Below are 20,731 nucleotides of genomic sequence, written 5' to 3'. Positions count from 1 at the left end.
TTTTATTGTTGGAACAGGGAGAGGATCTTTTCTTTTTCCACCATCACCGCATTGAAGAACATTTCCATATCCAGCCGGGAATGTTCTGCCTGCCGGTTCACAGCTACTACCACATAACCTTTTAACGCACCTTCACTATAGATCGGCGCTTCTGATTCTTCCAAACTCATTACCTGGCGGAAGGAGAGCTTTTCGGTGATACGGGAAACAGACTCCTGCAACAGGATGCCATGCCCTTCCAGGATCAGTACTTCATCTATGAGGCTATCCAGATCTTTTACCTGGTGTGTGCTGATGATCATACACTGATCCGGTTCCAGGCAGCCGGCAATCACTTTTCGAAACTGGCGTTTAGAAGGAATGTCCAGTCCATTGGTGGGCTCATCCATTAACAGGACCTTTGCGCGGGTAGCCAATGCAAAACTGATCAGCACTTTCTTCTGCTCTCCGTGGCTGAGAGCCTGTAGACTTTGCTCCCGGGGGATCTCAAAAGCAACCAGGTGCCTTTTAAATGCGTCGTGATCAAAGGAAGGATAAAAAGGAGCAAAGAGCCGGAGGTATTGGGTGATGTTCATATCCGGCAGATGGAAAGATTCTGGTAACAGGTACACCTGTTGCAAAAAAGCAGGTAACCTTTTGGCAGGTTCATACCCCATTACCTTACATTCCCCTGAAGTAGGAAATAAAAGACCACAGAGCTGATACAGCAAACTGCTCTTGCCCGCTCCGTTCCTTCCCAGTAAACCATAGATCCGGCCAGGCGCCAGGGAGAGGTTAACATTCTCCAGTACAGGCTGTGCCTTTCGGTAATGAAAATGAAGATGTTGCAGGGATATTATCATCGCTTCATGTTTTAGTGTACTACTTAACTAGTACACTGTAAATGTACAGGTATTTTCCAATCCGCCAAATATTTCCCGGGATATTTTTCTGGAAGGAATAGTTCATTTAGTACCATCCTATTGATAAATAAGGATTTAACTTAGTATCTATGCTGAAATGGATTCCACTCTACCTTTGTATGATAGCACTACCGGCATTAGGTCAAACACAGCGTATCTATGTGTCCACCTCCGGAGCTAATGAAAATGCCGGCACCAAAGAAAAGCCGGTGGCCAGTTTACACCGCGCACAGCAACTGTGGCGGGCAGCCCGTTTAAAAAATAAAGATGCCAGTATACAGGTGATCCTGCGTGGCGGCACTTATTACCTGGATAGCACACTGGTACTAACGCCGGAAGACAATGGCTCCATGCAAAACGTGCTTTTCATTATGGGCTATCCTGGTGAAACCGCCATCCTCAGTGGCGCACAACCTTTAAAAACAACATGGCAAACCTGGCAGCAGGGAATTTACCGGAGTCCAGTACCCGCCTCCGTTACCTCCATGGATCGTTTATTCATCAATGGCAAACAGCAGATCCTGGCCCGTTATCCCAATTACGATTCCAGTGCCCGCTTTTATCATGGTGTTGCCGCAGATGCTATTTCTCCGGAAAGGATCAAAACCTGGAAACAACCGGTTGGCGCTACCGTGCATGCTTTACACCGTGCAGAATGGGGAGGTTATCATTATAAGATAACAGGCGTGGATGATAAAGGCGAAGCCATTTTAGAAGGCGGCTGGCAGAACAACCGGCAGATGGGATTACATCCGACGAACCGTTTTGTAGAAAATGTGCTGGAAGAACTGGATGCTCCTCATGAATGGTACTTTGATGCAAAAGAACATTACTTATATTATAAACCACAAGCCGGTGTTTTACCCGCTACGGTGAGTTATGCCGTACTGAAAGAACTCATCTCCATTAAAGGAACCGCCAAAACACCGGTAAAACAAGTGATCCTGAACAACCTGCAATTTGCCGGCAACGCTAGGACCTTCATGGAAACAAAAGAACCCCTCCTGCGCAGCGACTGGGCAATTTATCGTGGAGGCGCCTTATTGATAGAAGGTGCAGAGTTCTGTTATGTGAGCAATTGTGTATTCAATGAAGTAGGTGGTAATGCCATCTTCGTGAACAACTACAACCGCCATGTAAATATAGACAGTTGCCATATCTACAAAGCAGGCGCCAGTGGCATTGCATTTGTAGGAAGTGCTGAAGCCGTTCGTTCTCCTGCTTTTGAATACAACACTTTTGTTCCCTTCACTAAAATGGATTTTGAAAAAGGCCCGCTGAATGATAACTATCCCAAACAATGTGATGCAAAGGATAATCTAATCCAATACACAGGCGAAGTAGAAAAACAATCTGCCGGTGTACACATTTCCATGTCCATGAATATCAAGGTAGCCTGGAATACCATCCATGATGTACCCCGTGCTGGTATCAATATCAACGAAGGTACCTGGGGAGGCCACATCATTGAACATAATGACGTGTACAACACCGTTCTCGAAACCGGCGACCATGGCGCATTCAACTCATGGGGCAGGGATCGCTTCTGGCATCCGAACCGCCGCGTAATGGACAGTGCCACCACTGCCAACATAGATCTGGTAACACTGGATGCCATCACACAAACCGTGATCCGCCATAACCGTTTCCGTTGTGATCATGGCTGGGATATTGATCTGGATGATGGCTCTTCCAACTACCGCATCTATAATAATGTTTGCCTGAATGGCGGGCTTAAACTGCGGGAAGGTTTCTTCCGGATCGTAGAGAATAATATCATGATCAATAATTCTTTTCATCCGCATGTATGGTTTAAGAATAGCGGCGATATATTCACCCATAATATTGTGACCACTGCTTACAAACCTATTCGTGTAGAAGTATGGGGCAAAGAAGTAGATCATAATTTCTTCCCGGATGCGGCTGCATTAGCTGCTGCACAGGCTGATGGAACAGATGCGCATTCCCTGGCAGGCAATCCGCAGTTCATGGATTTTGCAAAAGGAGATTACCGTGTAAAGCCCGGCAGCAAAGCATTAGCCGTAGGATTTAAGAATTTTCCGATGAATGAATTTGGTGTACGTATTAAAAAACTACAAGCCAAAGCAGCACCTGTACCATTACCCAAAGAACTGTATTCTCAAAAAGCCGGCGCCAATGCCACCTTTACCTGGAGAGGCGCCACCGTGAAAAATATTGAAGGATTAGGCGAACGTTCTGCCACAGGTTTACCGGACGAGCAGGGTGCTTACTTTGTAAAAGTTCCTGAAAAAAGTGAAGCCGCGAAGAATGGATTTAAAACAGGCGATGTGGTGCTGAAAGTGGAAACCGATAAAGTGAAAAATGCCCTGGAATATATCCGGCTTTATCAGCAACATGCCTGGAAGCAGGAAGTGAAAGTAGAAGTGTTCCGCAATCAGCAGCCGTTTGAACTAACGGTAAAGAAATAGCGGATCATTTCCTCATCTTCAGGATCGCCCGAAAACCAATAACAACCAGGAGTATTCCGAGGAAAAATAATAAGATGATTAGTAATTCGGTCATGCCGATATTTTGAAACATATAATTTACTTTAACGATAAATATAAGGCAATAATACCGTTATTATATACCATCAAAAGAAAGAGCGATTGCCCCTATCCAGGCAACCGCTCTTTTTAGTATTTGTAAACCCTTGACATAGGGTCAGTGTTTGACTGCTCTTTGATATTCCTATAGGATCGCAAAGGGGTCATTTATTTAGTATTACTAAATAAAAAGAAGGCTGCCCTTGTGAGAGCAGCCTTCTTTTTTATTATCAAATATCAAACGCTTAACCCATTTCAGGATACAGCGGGAATTGTTTCATAAACTCATTTACCTCACCACGTACTTTCAGGATCGTATCATTATTGTCTGCATCCATCAGCAGTTTGTCCATCCAATTCACGATCAGTGGCATGTGCTCTTCTTTCAAACCACGGGTAGTAACAGCAGGTACACCAACACGGATACCGGAAGTAACGAAAGGTGATTTATCATCAAAAGGCACCATGTTCTTGTTCACGGTAAGATCAGCCTGTACGAGCACCTGCTCTGCTTTTTTACCGGAGATGTTCTTGTTGCGGAGATCTATCAGTAACAAGTGGTTATCTGTACCACCTGAAACGATCTGGTAGCCTTTCTCCAGGTACGCGCGAGACAAAGCCTGAGCGTTACGTACCATCTGGCGGGCATACACATCATATTCATCAGATAATATTTCGAAGAAGGACACTGCCTTTGCTGCAATCACGTGTTCCAGCGGACCACCCTGGATACCGGGGAAAACCGCCATATCCAGCAGGTTGCTCATCAGGCGAACTTCACCTTTTGGTGTTTTCAGGCCGAATGGATTTTCAAAGTCCTTGCCCATCATGATCATACCACCACGAGGACCACGGAGGGTTTTGTGGGTAGTAGTGGTCACAAAATGGCAATGTGCAAAAGGAGAATTCAGTAACCCTTTAGCGATCAGACCCGCAGGATGTGCGATATCTGCCATCACAAAAGCACCTATTTTATCAGCAATAGCACGGATACGGGCATAATCCCAATCGCGGCTGTATGCAGAAGCACCACAAATGATCACTTTCGGCTTTTCCTGTAAAGCCACCTCTTCCATTTTGTCGTATTCTACCAGGCCGGTTTCCTTGTTCACGCCATAAAAGAAGGGCTGGTACAATTTACCGGAGAAGTTTACGGCAGAACCGTGTGTAAGGTGACCACCCATGCTCAGATCAAGACCCAGGATCTTGTCTCCCGCCTGGAGGATTGCCAGTAATACAGCGGCATTGGCTTGTGCGCCGGAGTGCGGCTGAACATTCACATAATCAACGCCAAAGATCTGTTTAGCCCGGTCAATGGCCAGTTGTTCGCTGAGGTCCACTATCTCGCAGCCACCGTAATAACGGCGCCCGGGATAACCTTCCGCGTATTTATTGGTCATAACGTTACCCATGGCCTGCATAACCTGCAAGCTGGTAAAGTTCTCCGAAGCTATCAGTTCAATGCCATGGCGCTGCCTTTCCAGTTCCTGGCCAATGATATCAAATATCTGCTGGTCTCTTTGCATGGTGAAGGAAAATTTAAGACGCAAAATTAAACATCTTCTCATTAAATAAGAATTAGGAATTGAAGAAAAGAAGTGTTGGGTTATATTTATTTTATTCCTAATACAAATAGGATAATCGTAAAACCTAATTCATTATTAATAATTGATTACGTAATTTGCCCGCGAATAGTAATGTGACAAGGTTTATCTGAGCAGTGAACCATTTCTAAATCCAATACATGAAGGCGATAATTCCAGTAGCAGGTGCCGGCACCAAGCTGCGACCACATACTTATACGCAACCCAAGGCATTGATACCTTTGGCTGGCAGAACCATTCTCAGCATCATCGTTGATCAGCTGGTAGAAGCAGGGATCCGTGAATTTGTGTTCGTAGTAGGCTACCTCGGCGAAAAGATCCAGCATTATGTAGAGAAGAAATACCCGGACCTTACCACCCATTTTGTACAGCAAAATTCCCGGGAAGGTACAGGCCACGCTATCCTCCTCACCAGGGAAGTGGTAAAGAATGATGAGATCCTGATCGTATTGGGAGATACCATCGTAGAGTGTGATTTCAAAGAAGTGATCAATGCCCCGCATTCCCTGCTGGGTGTAAAAAAAGTAGACGATCCCCGCAACTTTGGTGTAGCGGAATTACATGAGTCCGGCACTATCAGCAGGGTAATAGAAAAACCCCAGATCCCTAAATCCAATCTCGCATTGGTGGGCATGTACAAGATCCGTGAAACCGAACAGATGTACCAGTGCCTGGAAGATAATGTGCAAAAGCAGCTGCGCTCTCATGATGAGTTCCAGCTCACGGATGCCCTGGAATGCATGATCCAGCATGGCGTGCAGTTCAATGCTTTCAAAGTGAACAACTGGTTTGATTGCGGAAGGAAAGAAACCCTGCTGGAAACCAACGCCATCCTCCTTAAGAAATACAAACTGGCTACCAACCCGGTATTGCCTTATGAGAATACCATCATCATTCCTCCTGTAAGTATTGGGGAAGGCTGTAATATTAAGAATAGTATTATCGGGCCCAATGTTGCCATCGGAGATAATACCGTGATCAGCTATTCCATTGTGAAAGATTCTATCATCGGCTCCTTCAGTAATCTTTATGAAGTGGTACTGAAATCTTCCTTGATTGGCAGTGATGCTAATATCCGTGGGTTGAGTCAGAGCCTCAATATTGGAGACAATACGGAGATTGATCTGGGATAGCGTTTGCCGCGCCGGAGAGGGCGGTTTTTCTTTCTTTTTTAGCAGGGGGCTTCTATTGGTAATGAGGTATTTTTTTGTTTGGAGGGGGTAAATTTTTAAATTGCCGCATGGCTGAATTTAGCAATAGCGTAACCAGACTTTTCAATATCCAGTATCCTATCATCCAGGCCGGAATGATATGGGCCAGTGGCTGGCGTTTAGCCAGTACAGTATCCAACGCCGGGGGACTTGGATTAATAGGCTCCGGCAGTATGTATCCTGATGTACTGAGAGAACATATCCAAAAGTGCAAACAGGCCACGAAACAGCCTTTCGGCGTAAACGTACCACTCCTTTACCCGGACATTGACAAACACATTCAGATCATTATAGAAGAAGGAGTGAAGATTGTTTTCACTTCCGCCGGCAATCCTAAAACCTGGACATCCACGCTCAAAGAACATGGCATCAAAGTAGTGCATGTGGTTTCCAGTTCTAAGTTTGCACTGAAGAGCCAGGAAGCAGGAGTAGATGCTGTAGTAGCAGAAGGTTTTGAAGCCGGAGGCCACAACGGCAGAGAAGAAACTACCTCCATGATATTGATCCCCGCAGTAGCAGATGAAGTAACCATTCCTGTGATAGCAGCAGGCGGTATCGGCTCCGGAAGGGCCATGGCTGCAGCTTTTGCCTTAGGAGCATCAGGAGTACAAGTAGGCAGCAGATTTGTAGCCACGCCAGAAGCCTCTTCCCATCTGCATTTCAAGGAAGCCGTAGTGAAATCCGGTGAAGGAGATACACTCTTATCACTGAAAAAATTAGCACCCGTACGCTTGTTAAAGAATGCATTCTTTGAAGCCGTACGGAAAGCTGAAATGGAAGGCGCCTCTCCTGAAGAGCTCACCTCATTACTTGGCCGCGGCAGAGCAAAAAAAGGTATGTTCGAAGGTTTGCTGGAAGAAGGAGAATTAGAGATAGGGCAGGTAGCTGCTTTGATAAAAGATATTAAACCAGCAGCAGATGTGCTGCATGAAATATGGGAGGAGTTTAATTTAGTGAGGAAACGAATAGCTGAATAGAAAACAAACTGTACAAGTGAGTGACACAACGGCGGCCCAATAAATAACAACAGCTGGTTACCTAAAAATCATAAAAAAAGCCGGAGCAAACGCTCCGGCTTTTCCATTATATAAAAATTAGTTCTTTCGTACCAGCCACTTCCCTACTTCTTTTAATGTTATTTTTTTGCCATAGAGCAAAATCCCCGTACGATAGATCTTAGCCGCCACCCAGGTAGTACCAACAATCCCACCTATCAGTAACAACATAGATAATATCAATTGCCAGTATGGTACCGTCCCGGGAACCCCATAAGGAATCCGCGCCATCATTACCACCGGAGAAGTAAAAGGGATCATACTCCCCCATATGGCTATCAGGCCATTGGGCTTACGCACCGCAGCAAACATCATAAAGATGGAAATGATCACCGGTAAAGTAACCGGAAAAACCAGGGACTGCGCATCGTTAGGATCTTCATTCACAAGGCTACCCACCGCTGCAAATAAAGCAGCATAAAAAAGGTATCCTCCAAGGAAGTAGAAAAGGAAACAGAAGATCACCATAGACCAGCTCACATTATCTTTCACAAAATTGATCTTCTCCATCATTTCTACCATAGCAGCACTGGATTGTCCGCCTCCCATGGCGCCTCCCTGTGCAGAAGCCGATTGCAACGATGCAGGGTCAATGAACAAAGGCAGCAGTAAATTCAGGCCAACGATCAATACGATCCATATCAGGAATTGGGTAAGTCCTACTCCTGCAATCCCCACGATCTTGCCCATCATCAGCTGAAAAGGCTTTACGCTGGAGATCATTACTTCCGCCACACGGTTCGTTTTTTCTTCCATCACACCACGCATCACACCCATCCCAAAGATCAACAGGATCATATAGATCAGGAAACCGGAACCATATCCTACGGCTAAAGCCAGGCCTGCACTTCCTTTCTTTTCATCTTTACCCGTAAGGTTCACAATATCTACCTGTGTACGGATATTTTCCAGTTTTGCTTTATCAATACCGGCCTCTTCCATACGGAGGTCTTCTATCACGTTCTTCAACTTACGCTCCATATTACTCTTCATCATCACATTCATCTGCCCTTTGCTGTAGTAATTAAAATTACCGGGGCGGTTGATGTCCATAGCCGGGATATGCAATACACCCGTATAACCGAAGTCTGCGTAATTATTTTTTAGCGTGTCTATTTTTGCATTTACAAACTTATAATGCACACCACCATCGTCTGCCATCTTTCCAGTGAAGAACTTACTGTCATCCACCACGGCCACCTTCTCATTATCATCCGACTGCATCATCAGGACTGGCAGGAGGATCATGCCCAGAAACAGGAAGGGTACAAGGATAGTTGTGATCACAAAGGATTTTTTACGCACCCTTGTGAGATATTCTCTTTTTATAATGATCCAGATCTTGTTCATATAGTAGGATTATTAATTCGCTTCTGTGAGCTTTACTTGTGAGATGAATACTTCATTGATGGTAGGCAGGATCTCTTCGAATGAATTCACCTGGATATCATGATGAATGAAATGAGATAAGATATCATTCGTCTTACTATATTCATTCAACTTCACCGTGTAGCCTTTCTCCTGCTGTTTGATGATAGTGAAGTGATGTGTAGCCATCTGGGCAGGATTCGGTTGCTGATCCAGTCCAACCCGGAAGAGATGTTGCTTGAAATCCTGTTTGATCTGCTTCACGGAACCATCCAGTATTTTATGGCCTTTATTCACCAGTACAATATGATCACAGATCTCTTCCACCTGTTCCATGCGGTGGGTGGAAAATATGATGGTAGTACCATTGCGGGCCATCTCGAATATTTCGTCCTGGATCAGTTGGGAGTTAATGGGATCAAGCCCTGAGAAAGGTTCGTCCAGGATGAGCAGTTTGGGATGATGCATGATGGTAGAGATGAACTGTACCTTTTGTTGCATACCTTTGCTCAGCTCTTCTACCTTCTTATTATGCCAGGATGTGATCTGAAGTTTTTCAAACCAGTATCCCACCTTTTCCTGCGCTTCTTTTTTACTAAGTCCTTTCAGTTGGGCAAGGTATAACACTTGCTCTCCTACTTTCATCTTTTTATACAAACCTCTTTCTTCCGGCATGTACCCGATGTACCTGATATCCGTACCGGGGTTAAAGGGTTTGCCATCAAAAGTAATGTTGCCTGAATCCGGATAAAAGATACCGGTGATCATGCGTAACAATGTGGTTTTACCAGCGCCGTTGGGTCCCAATAATCCAAAGATGCTGCCTTTGGGTATGGAGAAGCTGATATCGTCTACGGCTTTGTGAGTGGCGTAGTACTTCTTTAGATGCTCGATTTCCAATAAGTTCATAAGGAGGAGTAATTAACGTTGTTGAATTTACATCATAAGCACGTGGGGGCCAAGGAATTTATATAAGAATTTCTTAATAATACACCAACGGGATGATTCGATGGACAAAACCTCCATTTAGGCTTGCAGCGCAATGGCTTCTGCCACTCTTTCTCCGTCCATTGCTGCAGAAACAATTCCACCGGCATAACCGGCACCTTCACCACAGGGATATAATCCTGTTACCTGAGGATGCATCAATGAAGCAGCATCTCTTGGAATGCGCACAGGAGAAGAGGTCCGTGATTCTGTAGCCACCAGTATCGCATCTTCTGTATAATACCCTCTGATCTTTTTACCGAAGGCTTTAAATGCTTCGCCCAGCCGCGTATGCACAGCTGCGGGTAATACATCTCTCAGGTCAACACTGTTCACTCCCGGAATATAAGAATTCTCCGGCAAAGTGGAAGATACTTTACCTTTTACAAAATCCGTCATGCGTTGTGCGGGGGCAACAAACTTTCCGCCGCCGGCTTTATAAGCATCCTGTTCTACAGACTGCTGGTAATACATAGCAGCTAAAGGGCCATTTGCGGCAAAGGGTGCAAAGTCTGATTCATCTACTGTTACCACCATGCCTGAGTTAGCATAAGGATTATTACGTTTGGAGGGAGACCATCCATTCACCACTAACTCTCCCGGAGATGTAGCAGCAGGGGCAATTATGCCACCGGGACACATACAGAAAGAAAATACACCGCGACCGGCAACTTGTTCAACAAGACTATAACTGGCCGGTGGCAGAAAATCACCACGAAGCGGGCAATGATACTGCGCACTGTCAATAAGTGTTTGAGGATGTTCCACACGAACACCGAGGGCAAAGGGTTTCGCTTCTATTAAAATTTTCTGATCATGCAGGATCTGGAATATGTCACGCGCAGAATGGCCAGTGGCCAATATGACATGCCTGGCACTCCATGTTTCTCCATTAGAAGTTTTTACACCTGTAATAGCACCATCATTGAGTTGCAGGCCGGTTACCTTTTGTTCAAAGTGTACTTCTCCTCCGCTGGCTGTGATCTGTTCCCGCATGGAAGTAATAATATGCGGGAGTTTGTTGGTGCCGATATGAGGATGTGCATCTGTGAGAATATCTTCCTGCGCCCCAAACTGTTGAAAGATGTGGAGGATCCTGTTGATATTCCCCCTTTTGTTGGAACGGGTATACAACTTTCCATCTGAGTAAGTGCCGGCGCCACCTTCTCCGAAACAATAATTGGAGTCCGGATTCACGATGCCTGTTTTATTTAAAGCAGCAAGGTCCCTTCTGCGGGCACGCACATCTTTGCCTCTTTCCAGTACAATGGGTTTGAGGCCCAGTTCTATTAATCGTAATGCAGCGAACAAACCGGCGGGGCCGGCTCCTATTACAATCACTCTTTGAGCGTTGGGCAGTAGGCTATTATAATTAAATACAGGAGAAGTTCGCTGGTGGAAGGGTTCATCTATATACACTTCCAGCGTGAGTACATAATATACTTGTTTGGAACGTGCGTCTATAGAGCGTTTGATAAGATTATAACCAGTGATAGCGCCAGGCTTGAGGCCCAGGGCGGCGGCAGCTTGTTTGGAAACAGTGTGTGTATTGTCGGCATCCTGTGGGAGGAGCTTCAGAGAAAGTTGTTGTACCATATTGCGGTTAGGTATTTATCCTAAAACAGGCACAAAGATAGGCTATAAATAGTAAAGGGGCTGCCGTGGTATACGGCAACCCCTTTATAATATAATATATACCGTTTGCTTAGAACGGTAAGTCATCTCCACTGTCAACAGCACCTGCACCGGAAGGAGCTTCCTGGCTGGTATTGTAATTAGGCTGATTATCAGCACCCGGTTGTGCCTGCATCATACTTTCCATGCGCCATGCATCCAGGTTAGTGATATAATTCACTTTACCGTCTTTCTCCCAGCGTGTGCCCTTTATATTAAAATAAACTTTAACCATTTCACCTTCATTGTGACGGTCTATGATGCTGGTACGATCCTGCACAGACTGAAACTTGATATAATTGGTGATCACCCTGCCGTTAATGTCATCAGATTTCTCAATCACGAACTCCCTTGTCTTGAATGATTCACTGCGCTGTACTGTATTGTACTTCACAACCAGCTTTCCGGTTATTTCAAAACTCATAAAAACAAATTTAAAATGTCAATTGCGCCAAAGATAAGTTTTTCAATATAGCGGTACTGAATTACTTTTACACAAGTTATTCTATATCTTTGCGACCCATATCTTAAATTTGCATGGAATTTGAGAATACACATAGATACTGTTACCAAAAAAGTAAGATCCACCACCGCTACTGAGTACCCATTGGGATACATTCCTGGCACTGGACGTAAGCAATGTTATTTTACCTGTTATGCTGATGTTTTCATACAATCCAGCAAACAGAAATACAAATTACTTGTTAATCATGCTTGTACGGTTTAACACTTTTCTTAGTAGCGGAATTGTAGGCTAAACGGGTGTTTTAGCCAAAAAAATATCGAATAAACAGAGACGAACATTCTGTAATTGTTATAAATAAAACAAGGGCAGATTTATTTTTTTTTTCAACATTTTCTACAGATATTCGTCATCCTGTCAAAAATTCTTCAACCGCCCGTATTGAAGAGTTTATATTCGAGAAACACCCAAATTATAAACACGATTAATTTTTTTTATCTAAATGAACAAAACTTGCGAACAAGTTTGGGAGAAGTGTCTGAATATAATCAGGGATATCGTGGAATGGCAACCATTCAAAACGTGGTTTGAACCAATCAAAGCCGTACAACTCGAGAACAACGTTTTAACCATACAGGTCCCCAGCCAGTTCTTTTATGAATACCTGGAAGAGCACTATGTAGGTTTATTGGGTAAAACCATCAAACGGGAACTTGGCAAGGAGGCGCGACTGGAATATAGGATTGTAGTAGAAAACGGTACACCACACCAACATCCTAAAACGGTGAATATGCCTACGCAGTTTACCAAACACCAAAAAGACAGTGAAGTTGATTTCCCGTTAACGATACAAAATCCGGTGAAGAACCCCTTCGTTATCCCGGGTATCAAACGCGTGCAGATAGATTCCCAGCTAAATCATAATTATACCTTTGAGTCCTTCATTGAAGGAGACTGTAACCGCGTGGCACGCAGAGCCGGTAAAACCGTATCTGATAAACCCGGTGGTACTTCCTTCAATCCACTTGTTATATATGGCGGTGTTGGTTTGGGTAAAACCCATCTTGCCCAGGCCATCGGTAATGAAGTGAAAAGGCAAAGCCCTAATAAAGCGGTGCTGTATGTAAGTGCAGAAAAGTTCATCAACCAGTTCATTGATCATTCCAAGAATAACATCATTAACGACTTTATCCATTTCTATCAGCTGATAGATGTACTGATCGTAGATGATATCCAGTTCTTTGCCCGCGCAGAGAAATCGCAGGATGCCTTCTTTGCTATCTTCAATCACATTCACCAAAGCGGTAAACAACTGATCCTCACCTCAGATAAACCACCAAAAGACCTGGATGGTTTGCAAGAGAGATTACTGAGCCGTTTCCGCTGGGGCCTGAGTGCAGATATGCAGATCCCGGACTTTGAAACAAGAATGGAGATCCTGGAGATGAAGATGCGGAACGATGGTTTGGAAATGCCGAAAGAAGTAGTGAAGTATGTAGCCTATAATATACAAAGCAATGTACGTGAACTGGAAGGCGCTTTGATCTCCCTCCTGGCACAATCTTCCCTCAACAGGAAAGATATAGACCTGGAACTGGCCAAACGCGTATTGAAGTCTTTCGTAAAAACCTCTTCCAAAGAGATCACCATCGAAAGCATCCAGAAAATGGTCTGCGAGTACTTCGACGTTCCTTATGATAAGCTGCTGCAAAAAACCCGCAAGCGCGAAATCGTACAGGCCCGCCAGATCACCATGTACCTGGCCAAGAGTTTTACCAAGAATTCATTAAAAACCATTGGCGAACATTTTGGCGGCCGCGATCACACAACAGTGATACATTCCTGCCAAACTGTAAAAGACCTGATGGATACTGATAACAGCTTCCGAGACAGCGTGATCGAATTGCAACAGAAAGTGCAATTGGCCGCTATGTAACCCCTGCAACAACATGCAAAGTTCTTAGAGCATACCGGGCAATTGTCCGGTATGCTTTTTTTAGGCCGGATTGCAACCGTTTAATGCAATGCAGATACAACCGGCAATAATCCTTAACTAAAATATCTCACAGCAAACTCCCGGCTTTACCGGGAGTTTTTTACTTTTAACCATGCTTCGTAACATTTATACACTGGTTTGTCTGCTGGGCCTGCTTACTCCTGCCCTCGCACAACAATACACCACTTCCAATGCGCATTCTCATAACGACTATGAACAACCCAAACCATTCGCCATGGCATTTGCGCGGAATTTTGGCTCCATGGAGGCGGATGTTTGGGAACGGAATGGAGAATTATATGTAGCGCACAACCAGAAAGACATAGACAGCAGCCGCACGCTCAAAGCATTATACCTGCAACCACTGCAGAAAATGATCGAAATGCGCAAAGGTATTTTTGCTACCAAAGCAGAACTACAGCTACTGATAGATTTTAAAACAACAGGAGTACCTACCATGAAGGCTCTGGTTGAAATACTCAGCGCTTTTCCCGCCATTACTTCCCATCCACAGGTGAAGATCGTGATCAGCGGCTCCCGGCCAGATGCCGCTTTATGGGAACAATATCCCTCCTACATTTTATTTGATGGCATACCCACCGTAAACTATACCCCTGCACAACTTCGCCGGATACATATGATCAGTGATAACTTCAGGAGTTATACGCAATGGAATGGCAAAGGCAGTATTGTAAAAGAAGAAAAACAACCTATTGAAGCAGTGATCAAAAAGGTGCATGCCCTGGGAAAGAAATTCCGTTTCTGGGCCACACCGGATAATATCAACACCTGGAAGACCATGATGAACCTGGGTGTGGATTACCTGAACACAGATAAAGTGGATTCCCTCGCAGATTACCTGGAAAAACGGAGCAGTGCAGAATACAAAGGCACAGAAGCCTATCAGCTGTATAAACCCACTTACCGCAACAATGACAAAAGATCACCCGTGAAAAATGTGATCCTGCTGATAGGAGATGGCATGGGCCTCGCACAGATCTATGCAGGATACACCGGCAACTTTGGACAGCTAAACTTATTACAACTGCTCAATATCGGGTTTTCAAAAACCACTTCTGAAGATAGTTACATTACAGATTCCGCAGCAGGCGCTACTGCCATGGCTTCCGGAAAAAAAACCAATAACCGGCATGTAGGTGTAGATGCCACCGGCGTTGCTTTAACCACTATCCCTGATCTCATTGCTCCTTTAGGTATGAAAAGTGCCATCATCAGTTCTGGTGATATCACAGATGCTACGCCCGGTGCATTCTTTGGCCACAACAAAGAACGTTATCAAATGGACAGCATTGCATTAGGTATGCTGAAAAGCCCTGTTAGCATTCTGATCGGCGCAGGTGCACAACACTTTTCCCCGATCACCGAACAACTGAAGAACAGAGGTTACAGTTTTCACACAGATCTAGAAAGTGCTACCGGCCAGCAGTTCATTGCACTGAATGATAGTTCCAAACGCACTATTTACCAGGGCCGCGGGAATTTCCTCAACCGTGCGCTGCAAAAATCCCTGCAAACATTATCCTACAATAAAAATGGTTTCTTCATCATGGAAGAAGGCGCGCAGATAGATCTCGGCGGACATAGCAATTCTGTTCCTTATCTCACCAGTGAAATGCTGGACTTTGATAAAGCTATCGGTGCCGCCCTTCAATTTGCTGATACCAATGGTGAAACACTGGTGATCATTACAGCAGATCATGAAACAGGCGGGCTCAGTTTACTGGATGGCAATATTGAAAGAGGTTATGTAGATGGTGCATTCAGTACCGGAGATCACAGCGGCATCATGGTTCCCGTGTTTGCTTATGGCCCCCATTCAATGGATTTCAGGGGAGTGTATGAGAATACAGCCATCTTTGATAAGATCATGCGGGTGATAAAATTGTATCATCCTGCTAAAAAGTCCTGAGCTGATAAGGTGTGCCGGTGCCGGTTTCACAATAACTCTTCAGGCTGAATAAGAACATAGCCCAGTTGTAATTACAGAAACGATAACCATCTGTTACTTCTTTCCAGTTGAGATGACCAAACAGGATAGCCGTATTGCCATTCTTTTCACTTAACTCAAAGGAGATAGTAGTACCTACCCATTCAGGATCTGTAGCAGCTTCCACACATTCCCATACTACTTTCTTATTCTCCACCAGTTCTACCACCTTCATTTTGGTAGCGTAGTTATCATTGAAATCAAATTCATTGATAAAACCGATCTCTGGTTTTACAATGAGTTTTGTGGTCCAGGTGGCGCCTAATCCTTTTTCTGTAGTGAGGGTTTCATACACTTTTGCTGCAGGCACCTTGATGTACTGCATGTGTTCAATGTTTGCCATGGTTTTTTAATTTATGAGTTGTTGTAATTTTTCCTGCCATTGCTGCTTTATCTCTTCTATTTTTTGTGCTGGCACATCATATGCTCCGATCCATACCCAGATGGTATTATCGGCTCCGGGGTAAAATCTTTCAACACTGATGCGCAGCATGGCATTGTTCAAATGTAACAGGGTGCCACAGAGGTCTTGCGGAGGATTGGAATATAATAACGTTCCTGTATAGCTATCACCAATGGGTGTGTTGTAAGTATATTGATCATCCTGGATGGTTATGCTATTTTTAAAAAGGATGTCCCATAATTCCTGTTCTGTTTTTTTCGAAGTGATCTCTGCCAGCGCCACTACCCTGTTTTTGCCGGCATGGTTTTCCAGGTAATGTTTCAGGCTCAGCGATTCTGTTTGCCATCCGCGCCTTACGCCATCATAGAGATCATCCCAGCTTTCTTCTTCACCAAAACCAGCGTGCACGATACGTAACATAGTGCTGCCTTTCTTTGCTTCGAGAAAAAACTCTACTGCCAGGCGGCGTGCTTGCTGGCCAACGAGATGATGGTGGTCTTTATCATATCCCCAGCGCAGGTATTCATTTTCTTTTTGTTCTTCTATTTCCATGTTCCAGTCGATGCCGCCACCCCAGGTCAGTTTAACATCCGCAGAGGATACTACTGCTTCCAGTGGAAACCAGCGTTGCAATTCTTCTCCTTCCGTTAATGCTTTCCAAACTCTTTCAACCGGTGCTTCAATTTCACGGCTCATTTCCGTACTCCTACCTTTTTTCATGTGGTTGTTTTTTAAGTGTTGGATGAGAAAATAAATGGAACTGATAAGACCGTGCGTTAGTATCCTGTTCGTTCTGATACTTTACAGCCAGCTTTGCCACTGTTTTAGCCAGTTCTTCCGTGAAAGCATGTAATTGTTCCGGGCTGGCAAACTTAACGGCTGTTTGCAAGGTAAACGTGGGTAATTTCTTTTTTGCTTTTTGCGCACCTGTTTGTAATACAGCTACTTCCTGGATCAGTTGTGTGGCAGCAGCTAAGAGGTAAGCCGCGGAGAATTTATCCTGCACCTCTTTCGGATCTATCCTGGCTGTATTCAATACCACCATGTAAGACTTGGAAGTGGCTCTTACGATGCGTTCCGTCATATTACCTTTTCTTCTTTCTTCCACCAGTTCTACCAGCTCATTCCTTTCCAGTTCCCGCAGGTGATAATTCAACTGCTGCCGGGGCATATCCAGCACACGGGCAAGCCCTGCTGCGGAATTTGGTTCCCGGAGATGTTCCAGGATACGGATCCGCAAAGGATTCATCATGGCAGCAGCCACATGCGTATCCTGGATGAGATTGGAAGACGGTTGCGCTTTCATATTCCAAAACTACACCGAAAAATTAATTTGTCAAGGAAATATTTTCTTTCTTAAGGAAAGATTGTAATATTCGTTATATTGTATATGTCATCCACACATCGGCCAAAATCTAAATTTTCTCAACCAACAACACCCTTATTTATGGAGCAATCATCCATATCCGGGGTACAGCGGCCAGTGCTGGCTACTGTATTCATCGGATTAACCGTGGGCCTGCTGGATGGCGCAGCCGCGGTGATCAGTTCATTTCTCAGATCTGGCGTTACGCCGGACAAAGTATTCAGATACATTTCCAGCGCCTTATTGGGTAAAGATGCTTATAGTGGTGATGGTGGCATCATTGCGTTAGGCGTTTTCCTCCATTTTGTGGTGGCTTACATCTGGGGTGCGATCTTTTTTACAGCTTATCCGCGTGTGAGATTATTACAGCAAAACAGGTGGTTAGTGGGTTGTGCCTATGGGCTTTTTGTCTGGCTCATGATGAACTTCGTAGTATTACGTTTTACGCGCACACCTCAACTGAAATTTAGTTGGGAAGGTGCTGTAGTGGGCTGGGGCATTCATATGCTCTGTGTGGGTTTACCGATTGTGCTGATCACACATTACTGGTACCGCAGGCCCTGATCACTTTTTCATATTCAACAGTATCCGCATCATCTCTACCTGTTCTGCGGGAGCTTTGGTTTTATCGTACGCGAGGTATAGTGTATTCACTGCTTTCTTGTTACCCGGCCAGAGTTCCTGCAGCTGGTTATTTTTCAATTGTGTTTTAACGAGGTAATCAGGTATTACGGTAACACCATTGCCATGTTGTATAGCCCTGAGTACGGAATCAAAATCCGGGATAATGAAACGAGGTTTTACAGGTGGGCGTTTGCCGAAATTATTCAACCAGTAGCGGCGGATGATCATCAGATCACTGTTATGAGCAAACCAGTTCTGATCACAGAGCCATTCTTCAGCTTTGTGTAATGCTCCTGCTTTTATTAGTTGGGAAAAGGGTTTGATATCCATTCCGGGGCTGCCTATCAGCAGGAATGTTTCATCCAGGCAGGGTTCATAAACAATATTAGGTTCTTCCTGTTTCTGTGTGGCAATCAAAAAAGAGATATCTCCTTTCAGGAGTCGCTTCATTAGTTCTTTCGTGGTACCAAATTCTACATGCAGGTTTACATCCGTTTTACCAAGCCTGTCTGCCATCACTGCTTCAAAGAATTCTCTCGGCGCCCCCAGGCAGGTCATAGCGATCTCTTTTGAAATAGCGATGTGCCGGAAATCTGTTTCCACTCCTTCCAATCTTTCTACGGATTCTATGATCTGTGTATAGAAAAGTTTTCCATACGCAGTTGGCACCATTTTTCTTGGCTGCCTTTCAAACAACTGTTTGCCGATGTACGCTTCCAGGGAGGAAAGATGCTGACTCACATTGGGCTGTGAGATCAGCAACTCCTGCGCTGCACCTGTTAATGTACCGGATTGGTAAATAGCTTTAAACGTACGATACCATTCGAAATTAAGCATACCCAAAAGTAAGACTTATTCACCTGGGATCATGTGTGTGCTCACTCCGATCCTGTTCCATGCATTGATGGTAATGATAGCTATGATCAGCTGTGCAAGATATTGTTCATCGAATAATTTTGCAGCACGTTCATATGTTGCGTCGGACACACCTTTTGGAAGTAAGGTCACTTCTTCCGTCATGGCCAGGATGGCTTGTTCTTCTTCTGAAAACAGATCTGTTTCCCGCCAGTTGCTGAGCACATAGAGCCGTTGTTCTGTTTCTCCATGATGGCGTGCTTCACGGGTATGCATATCCATGCAATAAGTACAGCCGTTGATCTGTGATGCGCGGACCTTGATCAGGTCTTTATGCAGCTTTTCGATCCTGGTGGTGGCCATATAAGTTTCCAGCGCCATCAGGGCTTTATAGATAGCAGGTTCTACTTCTTTAATGCGGATTCTCTTTGACATTTTGCTTTGTTTTTATTTATCACAAAGTTCCGGCATCTGCCCCATTGAAAAAATTGAACTAGTTTAAGAAATTTTGCCGGCCCTGATCTTGCTTAAGAATTCAGGCGTGAAGCCCAGGTAAGAAGCCAGCATATATTGCGGGATGCGTTGTACGAATTCCGGGAATAATGTGCTAAAGTGATTATAGCGCTCATGGCCCGTTTGGGAGTAGATATATTTGATGCGCATGTGTGCAGCAGCGAGAGCAGTTTCCAGTACACATCTGAAATACCGTTCCAGTTGCGGGATGGCCGCAAACAATTCATCCTGTTTATCTCTGTTTAGTACACCCAGCGTGCAGGGTTCCAGCGTTTGGATATAATACATGGAAGGTGTTTTCCTTTCCAGGCTGCCATAATCTGTGATCCACCAGTTTTCAATAGCAAACAGGTGAACATGTTCCGTATCCTTTTCCGTCGTGAAATAAGAACGGCAGCAGCCTTTGATCACAAAATAATTCGCCTTGCAGACTTCTCCTTCTTTCAGCAGAAAGGCCTTTTTCTTTACGTCCACCACTTCTATATATTCTGCTAACAGGGCAACTTCCCGCTCATCCAAGGATACATATCTGCGGATATGATCTACTAAAACTGAAATCATATTTCATTGATTTTCAATGCAAACATAATTATTTTTCTACGATTGTGATTTTTCGCCTAACTCCGCGAATAATAGATTGAAATGAAACAGCCGGATAAAACAGCATTCTTAGCCTTAATCCAGGAGAATAAGCGGATCATTTACAAGATATGCAATTCTTACTGCCGTAATCAATACGACAGGGAAGACCTTGCGCAGGAAATTATTTACCAGCTCTGGCGCTCGGGGCACACTTTCCAGGAAGATTACAAGTTCTCCACCTGGATGTACCGGATTGCACTGAACACAGCCATCTCTTTTTACAGGAAGGAACAAACTGCCGGTAAAACAGTAGAACTCTCTGAGCAGGTATTATCGATAAAAGAAGAAGGAAGCGAACTGGAAGAAAATATCCGGCAGATGCAGGCATTCATTAATGAGTTTAATGAACTGGACAGGGCTTTGATCCTCCTGTATTTAGAAAAAAAGAATCATAAAGAGATCGCAGAGATCCTGGGGATATCAGAATCCAATGTTGGAACAAAGATCAGCCGGATGAAGGAGAAACTGCGTGTAAGATTTTCAAATCAATAAT

The 20,731-nt window shown here is 44.4% G+C and carries 19 protein-coding genes; 7 read left to right on the top strand and 12 right to left on the bottom strand.

Annotated features, from left to right (window positions below; all coding sequences use genetic code 11):
• Positions 1-2: 2 nt before the first annotated feature.
• Positions 3-842 carry an ATP-binding cassette domain-containing protein gene (locus tag GFS24_RS27280; protein WP_153665366.1) on the bottom strand — a complete coding sequence of 280 codons (840 nt, stop codon included), beginning with the start codon at positions 840-842 and terminating at the stop codon, positions 3-5.
• 149 nt (positions 843-991) lie between these two features.
• Here GFS24_RS27280 and GFS24_RS27275 point away from each other — a divergent pair, with 149 nt between their 5' ends.
• Positions 992-3,352 (top strand): PDZ domain-containing protein, encoded by a 2,361-nt coding sequence (locus GFS24_RS27275; protein WP_153665364.1) that lies wholly within the window; start codon positions 992-994, stop codon positions 3,350-3,352.
• Positions 3,353-3,714: 362 nt separating this feature from the next.
• Here the strand turns inward: GFS24_RS27275 and glyA are convergent, their stop codons facing one another.
• Positions 3,715-4,995, bottom strand: a complete 1,281-nt coding sequence (gene glyA / locus GFS24_RS27270) for a serine hydroxymethyltransferase (protein WP_153665362.1) — start codon at positions 4,993-4,995, stop codon at positions 3,715-3,717.
• A gap of 218 nt (positions 4,996-5,213) precedes the next feature.
• Here glyA and GFS24_RS27265 point away from each other — a divergent pair, with 218 nt between their 5' ends.
• Both GFS24_RS27265 and GFS24_RS27260 read left to right on the top strand, forming a co-directional pair.
• Positions 5,214-6,206: a sugar phosphate nucleotidyltransferase gene (locus GFS24_RS27265; RefSeq protein WP_153665360.1), complete on the top strand. Its 993-nt coding sequence runs from the start codon at positions 5,214-5,216 to the stop codon at positions 6,204-6,206.
• Between the two features lie 107 nt (positions 6,207-6,313).
• A complete protein-coding gene (locus GFS24_RS27260; protein WP_153665358.1) occupies positions 6,314-7,261 on the top strand; it encodes a nitronate monooxygenase family protein in 948 nt (315 codons plus the stop codon).
• Positions 7,262-7,378: 117 nt separating this feature from the next.
• Here the strand turns inward: GFS24_RS27260 and GFS24_RS27255 are convergent, their stop codons facing one another.
• The 4 genes from GFS24_RS27255 to GFS24_RS27240 all read right to left on the bottom strand — a co-directional run bounded on the left by GFS24_RS27255 (position 7,379) and on the right by GFS24_RS27240 (position 11,792).
• The gene (locus GFS24_RS27255; RefSeq protein WP_153665356.1) at positions 7,379-8,689 is read right to left on the bottom strand and encodes an ABC transporter permease; all 1,311 of its coding nucleotides are present in this window, start codon (positions 8,687-8,689) and stop codon (positions 7,379-7,381) included.
• A gap of 12 nt (positions 8,690-8,701) precedes the next feature.
• Positions 8,702-9,616 (bottom strand): ABC transporter ATP-binding protein, encoded by a 915-nt coding sequence (locus GFS24_RS27250; protein WP_153665354.1) that lies wholly within the window; start codon positions 9,614-9,616, stop codon positions 8,702-8,704.
• A gap of 117 nt (positions 9,617-9,733) precedes the next feature.
• Positions 9,734-11,290, bottom strand: a complete 1,557-nt coding sequence (locus GFS24_RS27245) for an NAD(P)/FAD-dependent oxidoreductase (RefSeq protein WP_153665352.1) — start codon at positions 11,288-11,290, stop codon at positions 9,734-9,736.
• Between the two features lie 109 nt (positions 11,291-11,399).
• Complete coding sequence (locus GFS24_RS27240) at positions 11,400-11,792, bottom strand: DUF3127 domain-containing protein (protein ID WP_153665350.1); 393 nt, start codon at positions 11,790-11,792, stop codon at positions 11,400-11,402.
• 541 nt (positions 11,793-12,333) lie between these two features.
• On the opposite strand from GFS24_RS27240, the gene dnaA reads away from it, so the two are divergent.
• Together dnaA and GFS24_RS27230 are read left to right on the top strand one after the other, a co-directional pair.
• Positions 12,334-13,767, top strand: coding sequence for a chromosomal replication initiator protein DnaA (dnaA, locus tag GFS24_RS27235; protein WP_074242301.1), 1,434 nt, complete (start codon positions 12,334-12,336; stop codon positions 13,765-13,767).
• Positions 13,768-13,939: 172 nt separating this feature from the next.
• Complete coding sequence (locus GFS24_RS27230) at positions 13,940-15,757, top strand: alkaline phosphatase (protein ID WP_153665348.1); 1,818 nt, start codon at positions 13,940-13,942, stop codon at positions 15,755-15,757.
• Here GFS24_RS27230 and GFS24_RS27225 read toward each other — a convergent pair.
• From GFS24_RS27225 to GFS24_RS27215, 3 genes are read right to left on the bottom strand one after another with little or no spacing between them, the layout of a single operon-like run.
• On the bottom strand, positions 15,744-16,178 hold the full coding sequence (locus tag GFS24_RS27225; protein ID WP_153665346.1) for an SRPBCC domain-containing protein: 435 nt from the start codon (positions 16,176-16,178) through the stop codon (positions 15,744-15,746). The genes GFS24_RS27230 and GFS24_RS27225 overlap by 14 nt on opposite strands.
• 6 nt (positions 16,179-16,184) lie before the next feature.
• The gene (locus GFS24_RS27220) at positions 16,185-16,958 is read right to left on the bottom strand and encodes an SRPBCC domain-containing protein (protein ID WP_153665344.1); all 774 of its coding nucleotides are present in this window, start codon (positions 16,956-16,958) and stop codon (positions 16,185-16,187) included.
• On the bottom strand, positions 16,945-17,544 hold the full coding sequence (locus tag GFS24_RS27215) for a helix-turn-helix domain-containing protein (RefSeq protein WP_153665343.1): 600 nt from the start codon (positions 17,542-17,544) through the stop codon (positions 16,945-16,947). The genes GFS24_RS27220 and GFS24_RS27215 overlap by 14 nt, the downstream gene beginning before the upstream one ends.
• A gap of 141 nt (positions 17,545-17,685) precedes the next feature.
• Here GFS24_RS27215 and GFS24_RS27210 point away from each other — a divergent pair, with 141 nt between their 5' ends.
• Positions 17,686-18,168, top strand: a complete 483-nt coding sequence (locus GFS24_RS27210) for a hypothetical protein (protein WP_153665341.1) — start codon at positions 17,686-17,688, stop codon at positions 18,166-18,168.
• Here GFS24_RS27210 and GFS24_RS27205 read toward each other — a convergent pair whose 3' ends face one another.
• The 3 genes from GFS24_RS27205 to GFS24_RS27195 form a co-directional block, all read right to left on the bottom strand.
• On the bottom strand, positions 18,169-19,065 hold the full coding sequence (locus GFS24_RS27205) for a LysR family transcriptional regulator (RefSeq protein ID WP_153665339.1): 897 nt from the start codon (positions 19,063-19,065) through the stop codon (positions 18,169-18,171).
• Between the two features lie 15 nt (positions 19,066-19,080).
• A complete protein-coding gene (locus tag GFS24_RS27200) occupies positions 19,081-19,518 on the bottom strand; it encodes a carboxymuconolactone decarboxylase family protein (RefSeq protein WP_153665337.1) in 438 nt (145 codons plus the stop codon).
• Between the two features lie 63 nt (positions 19,519-19,581).
• On the bottom strand, positions 19,582-20,157 hold the full coding sequence (locus GFS24_RS27195; RefSeq protein WP_153665335.1) for a Crp/Fnr family transcriptional regulator: 576 nt from the start codon (positions 20,155-20,157) through the stop codon (positions 19,582-19,584).
• 81 nt (positions 20,158-20,238) lie between these two features.
• Here GFS24_RS27195 and GFS24_RS27190 point away from each other — a divergent pair, with 81 nt between their 5' ends.
• Positions 20,239-20,730: an RNA polymerase sigma factor gene (locus GFS24_RS27190; RefSeq protein WP_153665333.1), complete on the top strand. Its 492-nt coding sequence runs from the start codon at positions 20,239-20,241 to the stop codon at positions 20,728-20,730.
• Position 20,731: the final 1 nt, after the last annotated feature.

It is taken from the genome of Chitinophaga sp. SYP-B3965 (genome assembly GCF_009647655.1).
In the GTDB taxonomy this organism is placed as follows: Bacteria; Bacteroidota; Bacteroidia; order Chitinophagales; family Chitinophagaceae; genus Chitinophaga.
The sequence above is the reverse complement of the archived record's forward strand: the minus strand, read 5'-3'. Positions and strand labels throughout refer to the sequence as shown.